A 12,889-nucleotide genomic window follows, 5' to 3' on the forward strand; every position below is an offset into this window, starting at 1 on the left:
TATATTGTTAGCTTTTGAATGCTTGCTGTTTTATTTTTTTGTTATCAGAATTAAGCCAGTCGACCAGCGCATTTTTGTCAATTGAATGTCTTTTCTGTTTTCAAGATTTTGAATCAGAATTTCGACATTTTTCTCATGATCTTTTGGCCAGTTTGGTTGAGGAAGCATATCATCAATCAAGTAAATTCCGCTGGAATTCAATAAGTTTAAAGTTTCCTCTAAAACCGAATATTTTCCTGGCCATGCATCGGCAAAAATCAAATCAAACTTTGAGTCATTATAATTTAAAATCCAATTTTCGGCATCTTCACAAATGAATGAAATGTTTGGATTTTGAATGTGTTTTTTTGCAACACTTTGATATTCTGATGAATTGTCAATTGTAATCAATGTTGAGTTTTCACTCATTCCTTCAACCATCCACGAAAGTGATAAGCCGGTTCCGGTTCCTATTTCTAAAAAATGACCATCTTTTTTTGTGGCAACCAATGTCCTAAGAAAACTTCCTGTTTGCAGATCGTAAGGCATTGAAAATGAAATTCTTTCTGAGTCAATTTTGATCTCTGAATACGATTTTGGCAATTCAATGTTAGTGTCGATCATTTAGAAAGTTGTTAGTTGGTTGTTTTTTATTCGATAGTAATTCAATGTTAAAATTATAAAGCAGTTACCCCCAGATCAACCTTTAAAGTCGAGCTTGGATAACTGCTTTTTAGTTGGTTGATTGTTAGTAAGGAAGTTTGTCAGCAAAAGCCTTAATATCTTCCTTCATATCCTGTAAGTAATCAATGTCGTCAAAACCATTAATTAAATTGTTCTTTTTGTAACCGTTAATAGCGAATGACTCTTGCTCGCCAGTTGACAATAAAGTAATTGTTTGGTTTGGAAGATTGATTTCTAATTCTGTTTTTGGATCAGCTTCAATAGCTTTGAAAATATTAGCTAAAAATTCCGGGCTGATTTGTACTGGTAAAACACCAATATTCAAACAGTTTCCTTTGAAGATATCAGCAAAGAAACTAGAAACTACAGCTCTAAATCCGTAATCGTAAACTGCCCACGCAGCATGCTCTCTAGAAGATCCAGAACCGAAGTTTTTTCCTCCAACCAAGATTTTTCCGCTGTAAGTTGGGTTGTTTAAAACGAAATCTGCTTTTGGAGTATCATCTCCATTGTATCTCCAGTCTCTAAAAAGATTGTCTCCAAAACCTTCACGTTTTGTAGCTTTTAAGAAACGAGCAGGGATGATTTGATCTGTATCTACGTTCTCAATTGGCAACGGCACTGCGCTGCTTGTAAGTATATTAAATTTATCGTATGCCATTTTAATTTTAGATTTTGGATTTTAGATTTTAGATTTTCTGAATGTGAGAATCTATATTAAATCTAAAAGCAATTTTATTGAATTTTTGAAATTGTTATTGCTATTGTCATTGACTAGAACAGTTCTCTCGGATCTGTTAGTTTTCCTGTAACCGCCGCTGCAGCCGCCATAATTGGACTTGCTAAAAGCGTTCTTGAACCAGGCCCTTGACGACCTTCAAAGTTTCTGTTTGAAGTACTTACTGCATATTTTCCAGCAGGAACTTTATCATCATTCATAGCTAAACAAGCAGAACATCCCGGCTGACGTAATACGAAACCAGCTTCTGTCAAAATATCTAAAATTCCCTCTTCTTTAATCTGTGCTTCAACAACATGAGAACCTGGAACTAACCAAGCCGTAACATTATCTGCTTTTTTTCTTCCTTTTACAATTTCAGCGAAAGCTCTAAAATCTTCAATACGTCCGTTTGTACAACTTCCTAAGAAAACGTAATCGATTTGTTTACCAATCATTACGTCGTCTTCGTTGAAGCCCATGTAAGCTAAAGACTTTTTGTAAGTTTCTTCTCCGCCTTCAACTTCTTTTGCATTCGGAATATGTTTTGTGATACCAATTCCCATTCCAGGGTTAGTACCATAAGTAATCATTGGTTCGATATCTTCAGCTTTGATGTTTAATTCAGCATCAAATACAGCGTCAGCATCAGTTTTTAGTGTTTTCCAGTATTCAACAGCTTTTGTCCAAACTTCTCCTTTTGGAGCGTAAAGTCTTCCTTCTAAGAAATCGAAAGTAGTTTGGTCAGGAGCAATCATTCCTCCACGAGCACCCATTTCGATACTTAAGTTACAAACTGTCATACGACCTTCCATAGTCATGTTTTCAAAAACATCACCAGCATACTCAACAAAATATCCTGTACCTCCAGAAGTAGTTAACTGCGCAATAATATAAAGTGCAACGTCTTTTGGACCAACACCTTTGCTTAATTGACCGTTTACGTTGATACGCATTTTCTTTGGTTTTGGTTGCATAATACATTGCGTCGAAAGTACCATTTCAACCTCAGATGTTCCGATACCAAAAGCAATCGCTCCAAAAGCACCGTGAGTAGACGTATGCGAATCTCCACATACAATAGTAGCACCTGGCAAAGTAATTCCGTTTTCAGGACCTACTACGTGTACAATACCATTTTTTTGATGACCTAATCCCCAGTGCGAAATTCCGTATTCGTTCGCATTGTCTTCAAGAGCTTTAAGCTGATTTGCAGAAAGCGGATCTTGAACTGGTAAATGTTGGTTTATGGTTGGTGTATTGTGGTCTGCAGTTGCAAAAGTACGTTCTGGGTATAATACATTAACGCCTCTTGATTTTAATCCTAAAAAAGCAACAGGACTCGTAACTTCATGAATGAAATGGCGGTCAATAAAAAACACATCTGGCCCATCTTCAATTTTACGCACAACATGTGAATCCCATACTTTGTCAAATAATGTCTTACTCATTTTTTATTTTTTTAAATTGTAATTTCTATAACCACAGCAATTTCCTGTTCATTATAATAGCAAAACAAAAGTAAAAAAAGATACAAAAGCGTCAATTTCGATATTTCATTATATACGATACCCAAACTAAATTACAAATTGCCAAATGGCTTTTGCAGACTAAAATTTGAAAGAAAAATGATTAAGAAACTGATTTGCTTTTTCTTTTTCGGCTTAAATTTTCCTTGTTTGTTTTTTGTTTTAATAGTTTGCAAATTTATCTCAAAATCAATATAAAATATAAGAATTTAATTGAAAAAATCTAACAAAATGAATAAAAATAGTAATAATTGTTAGTTTTGAAATCTTTGCTAAAAGAGCGTTTTTTGAGTTTTTTAAAGCTTTGAAAGGCGTTTTTTGGACATTATTTAGATTCAATAAAAGGTCAAAATACTACGACATCCAAGAAGCGTATTTTTATGAAATTTTATGTTTTTTTGAAGCAAAAACTGATTTTTTGAAAGAAGTGTTTTTGAAAATTAATTCAATGAGTTTTTAAATTCTAATGGCGTCAGATTGGTTTTCTTTTTGAATAATTTGCTGAAAGATTGCGGATACTCAAAACCTAATTGATAAGCGATTTCTGCCACTGAAAGATTAGTGGTAATCAGGAAATCTTTTGATTTTTCAATTAATTTCGAATGAATGTGCTGTTGCGCATTTAATCCAGTCAAATTGCGAAGCATATCACTGAGATAATGACTTGAAACATTAATCTGCGAAGCCAGAAATTCTACTGTTGGCAATCCTTTTTTTAAAGTTTCTGAATTGCTAATATAGTTATCCAGGGTTTCTTCAACTTTCAATAATAAATCGTTACTGACGGTTTTTCTGGTAATGAATTGTCTTTTATAAAAACGATTGCTGTAATTCAGCAAAACATCAATATAAGAAACAATCACATCCTGACTCATTTCGTCTATGGCAGTGTTGAGTTCATTGTCAATACTTTGTAATAATCCGATAATAATTGTTTTTTCGCTGTCTGAAAGATGTAGTGCTTCATTGGTGTCATAAGAAAAGAAGCCATATTTTTTGATGCTTTTTCCCAAAGGATAATTTCGAATAAAATCGGGATGAAATAAAAGAGTGTAACCGCCATATTCAACACCTTCTTCATTTTCAGTAAAAATCAACTGAGTTGGGGAAGCAAACATGAGTCCGCCTTCGTTGAAATCATAATAGCCTTGACCGTAGCCCATTTTTCCTTTGGTAGAAAACTTATAAGAGATCTTATAAAAATCAAGCAAAAAGGCATGATTTGCCAAATCTTCATTGATGACCAACTGTGTATTGTCCACCAAACTCACCATCGGATGAAGGGGTTTTGGGAGTCGAAGCAAGTCATGAAACTGCGATATAGAAGAGATTTTTGCTGGATTATTGTTTTTCTTTTCCATGATATAAAAGTATGAAAATTTGAGAGATTAAATTAGGCTTTTCAAAAAGCATTGAACAGTTTGTTTGATTTTGAAAGACCAGCTTCGAAGAAGCGAAATATTTATAGAAATTGCAGTTATTATTGAGAGTAGAGCTCCAGCGGAGCGACATATTCATTACAATAAACATGTCGCTCCGCTGGAGCTTTTTTCATCCGTATGATTGAATTTCTATAAATATTTTGCTCCCCTGGAGCTTAATAAAAAACTGTTCAATGCTTTTTGGACAACTTCATTAGAAATTATTATTCTCCAAAAAATTGTTTCCCAAATTCAGAACGAAAAACTTCATCTCCAACTTCTAGTCTTTGTTTATAAAGCGCTTTTGCGTCTTCACCAGCAACATATCTTAATTGGTTTTTTCCGTCAGTTGCAGCTTCATAAACAACATCGGCAATTTGTTCTGGAGTCGATGCCATTTCAAACATAACGTCAACGTTTCCAAACATTTTATTGGTCATTGTTTCGTATTCTGGCAAAGTGCTTGTGTCAAGTGAACCATGCAAAAATTCAGTTTTGATCGCTCCAGGAGAAACTGTTTTAATGTTTATTCCAAACGGATTTAGTTCGTAAGCCATACTTTCGCTCCAGCCTTCTAATCCCCATTTTGTAGCATGATAAATTGATCCTAAAGGAAAAGCAATCAATCCGCCAATAGATGTTGTAGAGATAAACAAACCGCCTTTTCTTTCTCTGAAGTAAGGAATAAATGCATTCGTAACGCGAATTACTCCCAATAAATTAGTGTCCAATTGTTTAGTGATTTGAGAATCAGAAAGACTTTCTAAAGGTCCAATTAACCCATAACCTGCATTGTTAAAAACGATGTCAATATCACTAATTTCAAGCGCTTTTTTAACTGTTGCCTGTATTTGATCATAATTGGTAACGTCTAATGGTAAAAGCGTAACGTTTTTTAATTGAGAAAGTTCGGTTTCTTTTTCAGGGTTTCTCATGGTTGCAATTACATTCCATCCTTTTTCGAGGAATAATTTTGCTGTTGCTTTTCCTAAACCTGATGATGCGCCTGTGATAAAAATTGTTTTCATGATTATTGTTTTTTTAATTGTTATAATTTGACGAAGCAAAGTTCAGGATACACTGCAGTTTAAAAGTGTTCATTTTGGTGCAATGAGTATCCAAAATGAATACTCGAAGATTTAAAGATATATATAATGAAATCCGTAATCCATTCTATATGTTTTGATTTTAAATTTATTTCCAAGATTTTCTATTTGATAAACTCTAGCATTGGTTTCGTCGAAGTAACAATTGTAGTTATATGCAAATTCTTCTGGATGCCATTCACGCTTCATTAACTCGTAATTTTTACGTAATCTGATTTTAGCTGAATCGATATTTTCATCTGGAATGTCATAACTTCCTCTTAAAGTATGGAGTACACTGCTGCTGTCTTTTTCTTCAATTCTTTTGCAATTTAATACAGAAGTTAACATCACGTTGATTAATGTAAACCTCTTATTCGATTTTCTTCTGTCGCTATTATTAATTAGTTCATCTATGCCTAAATTAAGTTGATTTGTAAAAGTTGTATTTGTTTTGGGAACATTTGGCAATAGGTTGTCAAATGGGAATTCCCAATAATCTCTGTATTTGCTATTGAAAAGAGGCATAGCATAGATTTGTTTTTTGCCATTAATAAAAACTAAAATATGATTTCTGTTTTTATATCCTTCAGGTTGTGAATAAAGTTGAATTTCGATATTAAATTCGCCTTCTCGAACACTTTTTACAAACTTGAATTCACTTTCAGATGGTTTTTTATCAGCTGTTAATTGTGGATACTTTATAAGTAGACTTTGAATGGAATGATCAATTTTAGTTTCAATACTCTGATTACAGCTAGTAATAAATAAGATTAAAAAGCATAAGAGAGCGTATGGTAGACGATAGTTTTTTGCAGATTTATTTATCATTATTTTCGATTTTATTGAAGTAATTGGATTAGAGTTTAAAATTTTATTTATGTACCTTGTATCTTTCGGGATTGTAAAGCCTTTTCTCATCATAATCGCCGGCATATCTTTTAAGATCACCTTCTTTTTCTTTTATTAAAAATACATAATTCTGATATGGTTTTTCTTTTGTTGGGTAGGTAAGTACAATTGCTTTATCGTTGTAACTTATCACGTCGTATGAGAAACCTCTCAAAGTCATAATGCTGTCTGAAGATACAGACCATTTTCGAGGTTCGTTGGGATAGTATGGATCTTCTGGTTTATCAGTAAATTTTCCGTTTTCATCAACAGTGAAATTGTACGATAATTTGTCATCGTTAAACTTATAATAGGTTGAATAGGTAGTATTGTCATAATTATAATAAAAACGCCAATATTCATTTGATTTTGTTTCTAGTGCTTTTTCAATAGGATTTTTTCTGGAACACCCAGTTAAAAGGATTGTTGCAAAAAAGAAATAGTATATTTTCATAGGACTTGATTCAATTTATGGATTGAATTTACTTAATTCATTGTAATATTTATTTTTGTAGAAATAGGATTGTTAAAATATTCAAATCTAATATTATTTCGTCAAAATTCTTTCTTTTTGTTAACAACTTTCATTTCGTTATTTCTTTAAAAAAAGCGTAAATTTGACTTCCTTCCATTTTCTACTTCGCATTTTGTTATGTTTCATGTTGTCAATGTTTTGTAACATCTAAGATTTGGAATTTGGAATTAAAAATTTGACTTTTTACAACTCTATGTATTTAATATTCGATACCGAAACAACCGGATTACCAAAACGCTGGGATGCCCCAATAACCGATTCTGACAACTGGCCTCGCTGTATACAGATTGCGTGGCAGCTTCATGACGAAATGGGACAGCTTGTCGAGCATCAGGATTATTTGGTAAAACCCGAAGGATTTAATATTCCGTATGATGCTGAACGTATTCACGGAATCTCGACCGAATTGGCTGAAGCCGATGGAATCACTTTGGCCGAAGTTTTAGAGAAATTCAATATTGCATTAAGCAAAACCAAATTCATCGTTGGACAGAATTTAGGTTTCGACGTTAATATTATGGGAGCCGAATTCCATAGAATGGGAGTAGATTCTACTATGGCTTCAATTCCTGTTTTGGATACTTGTACCGAAGTTACGGCATCGTTATTACAACTTCCCGGAGGTCGTGGAGGAAAATTCAAACTTCCTACTTTGACTGAATTACACAGCTATCTCTTCGACCAGCCATTCGCGGAAGCGCACAACGCAACTGCCGACGTTGAGGCAACTACGCGTTGTTTCTTAGAATTGGTTAGAAGAGAGGTTTTTACCAAAGAAGAGCTTGACGTTCCGAAGGAATATTTCAAAGATTTTCAGGAAAGAAACCCAGAGCCATTTAAGTTAATTGGTTTAAAACACATCAATTTAAAAGCGGCTTCTGATAAAATCAGAGAACAGCTTAAAGCTTTAGCTGGAGATGGTCAGCAAACAGTTGTTTCAGAAGAAGATAAAGCGGATTTCAAAGCTGCAAAATTTGCACATTTACACAATCATACACAGTTTTCGGTACTTCAATCGACTATCGGAATTGGGAATATAGTTGCCGCTGCTGCTAAAAACGGAATGCCAGCTGTTGCGATGACCGATACCGGAAACATGATGGGAGCTTTTCACTTTGTGAGTGCTGTAATGAACCACAACAAAGCGGCTTCTGGAAAAAATAAAGCTTTGGTTGAAGCTGGAGAAGAACCAACAGAAACTGAAGTGAAACCAATTGTAGGTTGTGAATTTAATATCTGTGAAAATCATTTAGATAAAAGCAAAAAAGACAACGGTTATCAGGTTGTTCTGATGGCTAAAAACAAAGCCGGTTATCACAACTTGGCCAAAATGGCTTCGATTGCTTATACTGATGGTTTCTATTATGTTCCAAGGATTGACCGCAAGATTGTGGAGCAATACAAAGGTGATATTATGGTTTTGTCCGGGAATTTATACGGAGAGATTCCGAGTAAAATCCTGAATATTGGTGAAAACCAAGCTGAAGAAGCGTTGATTTGGTGGAAAGAACAATTTGGAGAAGATTTCTATCTGGAAGTAATGCGCCACAATCAGGAAGATGAAAATCGTGTAAATAAAACCCTGATTGAGTTTTCGAAAAAACACGATGTCAAATTAATCGCAACCAATAATACTTATTATTTAAATAAAGAAGATGCTAATGCACACGATATTTTGCTTTGCGTAAAAGATGGTGAAAAGCAGGCAACACCTATTGGACGTGGACGTGGTTACCGTTACGGACTTCCAAATCAGGAATACTACTTCAAGTCGCAAGACGAGATGAAAAAACTCTTTGCCGATTTGCCTGAAGCCATTATCAACATTCAGGAAATTATTGATAAGGTTGAAGGATATTCATTGTATCGAGACGTATTGCTTCCGAAATTCGAAATCCCCGAAGAATTTGTTGATCCAGAAGACGAAAAAGACAATGGTGTTCGAGGTGAAAATGCTTATTTGCGACACCTTACTATGGAAGGTGCCAAAAGAAGATATGGTGAAATCACCGATTCGATTCAGGAACGTTTGGATTTTGAGTTAATGACGATTTCAAACTCAGGATATCCAGGTTATTTCCTGATTGTACAGGATTTCATTGCTGAGGCAAGAAAAATGGATGTATCGGTTGGACCAGGCCGTGGTTCGGCAGCCGGATCTGCGGTTGCATACTGTCTCGGAATTACCAATATTGACCCGATTAAATACGACTTACTTTTTGAGCGTTTCCTAAATCCTGACCGTGTATCGATGCCCGATATTGATATCGACTTTGATGACGAGGGTCGTGGACGTGTAATGGAATATGTAATCAACAAATACGGTCAAAAACAGGTGGCGCAGATTATCACATATGGTAAAATGGCAACCAAATCGGCGATTCGTGATACGGCTCGTGTACTGGATTTACCTTTATTTGAAGCTGATAGAATTGCAAAACTGATTCCGGGAATGATGCCGTCAAAATGGAATTTGGCGCGTTTTATTTCAGAGAGTGAAGAAGAGGTTAAAAAAGCACTTCGTTCTGACGAATTTGACAATGTAAAAGAATTAATCGCGATTGCCAATGAAGATGATTTGGCAGGAGAAACCATTCAGCAGGCAAAAATCCTTGAAGGATCGATGCGTAACACGGGTATTCACGCCTGCGGGGTAATCATTACACCATCGGATATTACAAACTATGTTCCGGTTACAACAGCAAAAGATTCAGATTTATATGTAACCCAGTTCGATAACTCGGTTGCAGAAAGTGCCGGATTGCTGAAAATGGATTTCTTGGGTCTGAAGACCCTTACACTGATAAAAGATACCGTAAAACTGGTAAAATACAGAACGGGAATTGAACTGGATCCGGATACTTTTCCAATTGATGATGAAGAAACGTATGCGCTTTTCCAAAGAGGTGAAACCGTTGGAATCTTCCAATACGAGTCGCCTGGGATGCAGAAATACATGAAGGATCTGAAACCGACAGTTTTTGGAGATTTAATTGCCATGAACGCCTTGTATCGTCCCGGACCTTTGGAGTATATTCCGTCTTTCGTTCGAAGAAAAAATGGTGACGAAGAAATCAAATACGATTTAGATGCATGTGCGGAATATTTATCAGAAACCTACGGAATTACGGTTTACCAAGAGCAGGTAATGCTTTTGTCTCAGTCTTTGGCAGGATTTACAAAGGGTGAGGCCGACGTCTTGCGTAAGGCGATGGGTAAGAAACAAAAAGACGTACTTGATAAAATGAAGCCGAAGTTCGTTGAGCAAGCGGCCGCAAAAGGTCACGATGCCAAGATTCTGGAGAAAATCTGGAAAGACTGGGAAGCCTTCGCGAGTTATGCCTTCAACAAATCGCACTCAACTTGTTACGCTTGGATCGCGTATCAAACGGCTTATTTGAAAGCGCATTATCCTGCCGAATATATGGCAGCGGTACTTTCGAATAACATGAACGATATCAAACAGGTTTCGTTTTTTATGGAAGAATGTAAACGCATGGGATTGCAGGTTTTGGGTCCTTGCGTTAATGAATCGTATTATAAATTTACCGTAAACGATGATTACGCGGTTCGTTTCGGAATGGGAGCGATCAAAGGAGTGGGTTCTGGAGCTGTAGAAACCATTGTAGAAAACAGAAAAGACGGAAGATATAAATCAATCTTTGATTTAGCGAAACGTATTGATTTGCGTGCTGCCAATAAAAAAGCGATTGAGAATTTAGCATTGGCAGGAGGTTTTGATTCTTTTGAAGGAACAACCAGAGCGCAATATTTCCATGACGATGGCGACGGAATCACTTTCTACGAAAAAGCAATGCGTTACGGATCTAAGTTTCAGGAAAATGAAAATTCATCTCAGGTAAGTTTGTTTGGAGAAACCAGTGAGGTGCAAATCGCAGAACCTGTTGTGCCACCTTGCGAAGACTGGAGCACAATGGAAAAACTGGCAAAAGAAAAAGAGGTTGTCGGAATTTATATTTCTGGACATCCTCTTGATGATTTTAGATTTGAGATGAAATATTTCTGTAATTCTCGTTTGGAAGCGCTGAAAAGCATGAATGAATATGTTGGGAAAAACCTAATGTTTGCCGGAATTATCAATAATGTTCAGCATCGTGTTGCTAAAAACGGAAAAGGCTGGGCGGCATTCAATCTAGAAGGTTACGATGAGAGTTATGAGTTTAAGATTTTTGGAGAAGAATATTTGAAATTCCGCCATTTCTTGATTCAGAACAATTTCGCTTATATAAAAATTTTGATAAAAGATGGTTGGGTAAATCACGATACAGGCAAAAAAACAGATCCAAGAATGCAATTTGTTGAGGTTCGACAGTTGCAGGATATTCTCGAAGCATTTGCCAAAAAATTAATTTTATTGTTAGATATCAAAGACCTTCATGAAGAATTCATTCATAAATTGAGTCGTTTGTTTAGTGAGAACAAAGGTGATAACACGGTGAGTTTTGATATTATGGAAATTGAGAATGTAAAACGTTTAGTCGAAGTCGAAACTACAAGTGAATTTGAAGATAGTGAAGATGCTGTTTTTGAAGATGAAAATGACGATAACGATACAGTTTCAGGTGAAGCCAAAATGAAGGAAATGAAAGAGGTTGAGGAAGTAAAAGTTGTTACCAAATTAACCATGCCAAGCCGACGTTTGAAGGTGAAAATTTCAGCTGAATTGTTGCAAGAATTAGAAAAAATGCAGATTAATTTTAAGTTGAACTAAATTTTAACAGTTAAAATTTAATGGAATGTAAAATTTTAATGTTAAAAATATGCATGCATAATACTTTTTTAGTAATATTGCCCGAAATTACAACGATTTCGTTCCAAGTCTAACCGTACAGACTAAAAGAATATGTTAAAATACTCTAAGTTTGTATAAATTAATTAAATCAGAATTATGAAAAAGAACCTATTTTTATTAGGATTATTAGTTTGCTCTATGGCTACAATGGCGCAGACAGAAAAAGCAGACAAGCCAGAAAGCTGGTATTTTAAATTAGGAGGATCTTATTTTAACCAAACAGCTTCAACAGAGTTTCCAGAAGTTGGAGGACAAGCTCCTAACAGAGATGTTTATTCAGGAACTTTGACAAATAATAAATTAGTTTCAAGAGAAAGTATAACAGGTTCTTTTGGACAAGGTTTCAGAAGTGGAATTACTGGAGGTTACCGTTTTTCAACACGTTTAGGAGTTGAATTATCTGCTAATTACTATATCAGTAATAGTAAAACAATGGCTCAAACAACTGATAGACTTATTTCATATAATCCAAATACAACAGTTGCTACATACGTAAGTTTTACTGCAGAAGGACAAATCAAAGCTTTTGATTTGGCACCAGCTATCGTAATGTTTTTAGGTGAAGCTCATGGTTTTGAACCATATACTAAAGTTGGAGTTATTGTTCCAGTACATGGTACATTAGATATTAAAACAACAAGAGATTACGTAAGTTTTGCTGGCGCTAATCAAGTTGCAGCTACTCAAGCTTATTCAAAAGATGTGGTTAAACCAAATGCAACAGTTGGTTTTATGGCGTCTATTGGTACTTCTTATAAATTAGGAAAACACATTTCTGCTTTTGCTGAATTAGAATACCGTAACTTCACAGTACACGGAAAAACTAAAGAAACTACTGAATATACTGAAAATGGAGTAGATAAATTAAATACTTCAACTTCATTTAGAGCAGCTTCATATTCTGCTAACCACACTAATTACCATAGTTCAATCGATGCTAATTCTAACAGTATGGTTACAAATGCTGCTGGTTTTGATAGCACAAAAGCTACAGATGATTTAAGTTCTTATGTTGGAATCTCTGGTTTAGGTTTGACTTTAGGAGTTAAATACAGCCTATAATTTTCCAAAGTTTTTATAGTTTATAGTTTAGAAAAAGAGGATATTCGAAAGAATATCCTCTTTTTTATTTTGACAAAGATTTTATAATGAATTGCCTCCTGCTTTAGCTGGAGGTCGTTGGGATTGATTAAAATAAAAAAGGCTTTAGCCGAACTATTAGTTTGGCTAAAGC

General features: G+C 35.1%; 9 protein-coding genes. 2 read left to right on the forward strand and 7 right to left on the reverse strand.

What is annotated here, in order from left to right; all coding sequences use genetic code 11:
* Positions 1 to 30: 30 nt before the first annotated feature.
* From SCB73_RS08340 to SCB73_RS08370, 7 genes are all read right to left on the reverse strand, one after another.
* Positions 31 to 603: an O-methyltransferase gene (locus SCB73_RS08340; protein WP_320569592.1), complete on the reverse strand. Its 573-nt coding sequence runs from the start codon at positions 601 to 603 to the stop codon at positions 31 to 33.
* 124 nt (positions 604 to 727) lie between these two features.
* Positions 728 to 1,324, reverse strand: coding sequence for a 3-isopropylmalate dehydratase small subunit (leuD, locus tag SCB73_RS08345; RefSeq protein WP_320569593.1), 597 nt, complete (start codon positions 1,322 to 1,324; stop codon positions 728 to 730).
* Positions 1,325 to 1,437: 113 nt separating this feature from the next.
* Entirely contained in the window at positions 1,438 to 2,832 is a 1,395-nt protein-coding gene (gene leuC / locus SCB73_RS08350; RefSeq protein ID WP_320569594.1) for a 3-isopropylmalate dehydratase large subunit, read from the reverse strand.
* Positions 2,833 to 3,350: 518 nt separating this feature from the next.
* Positions 3,351 to 4,271 carry a helix-turn-helix domain-containing protein gene (locus tag SCB73_RS08355; RefSeq protein WP_320569595.1) on the reverse strand — a complete coding sequence of 307 codons (921 nt, stop codon included), beginning with the start codon at positions 4,269 to 4,271 and terminating at the stop codon, positions 3,351 to 3,353.
* Positions 4,272 to 4,555: 284 nt separating this feature from the next.
* Positions 4,556 to 5,359 carry an SDR family oxidoreductase gene (locus SCB73_RS08360; protein WP_320569596.1) on the reverse strand — a complete coding sequence of 268 codons (804 nt, stop codon included), beginning with the start codon at positions 5,357 to 5,359 and terminating at the stop codon, positions 4,556 to 4,558.
* A gap of 111 nt (positions 5,360 to 5,470) precedes the next feature.
* Positions 5,471 to 6,247: a hypothetical protein gene (locus tag SCB73_RS08365; RefSeq protein ID WP_320569597.1), complete on the reverse strand. Its 777-nt coding sequence runs from the start codon at positions 6,245 to 6,247 to the stop codon at positions 5,471 to 5,473.
* A gap of 43 nt (positions 6,248 to 6,290) precedes the next feature.
* On the reverse strand, positions 6,291 to 6,761 hold the full coding sequence (locus SCB73_RS08370; protein WP_320569598.1) for a hypothetical protein: 471 nt from the start codon (positions 6,759 to 6,761) through the stop codon (positions 6,291 to 6,293).
* Positions 6,762 to 7,035: 274 nt separating this feature from the next.
* Between SCB73_RS08370 and dnaE the strand changes: the two genes are divergently transcribed.
* Both dnaE and SCB73_RS08380 read left to right on the forward strand, forming a co-directional pair.
* Positions 7,036 to 11,574: a DNA polymerase III subunit alpha gene (dnaE, locus tag SCB73_RS08375; protein ID WP_320569599.1), complete on the forward strand. Its 4,539-nt coding sequence runs from the start codon at positions 7,036 to 7,038 to the stop codon at positions 11,572 to 11,574.
* Between the two features lie 177 nt (positions 11,575 to 11,751).
* Complete coding sequence (locus tag SCB73_RS08380; protein ID WP_320569600.1) at positions 11,752 to 12,717, forward strand: outer membrane beta-barrel protein; 966 nt, start codon at positions 11,752 to 11,754, stop codon at positions 12,715 to 12,717.
* Positions 12,718 to 12,889 lie beyond the last annotated feature (172 nt).

This window comes from Flavobacterium sp. KACC 22761, from assembly GCF_034058155.1.
GTDB lineage: Bacteria > Bacteroidota > Bacteroidia > Flavobacteriales > Flavobacteriaceae > Flavobacterium.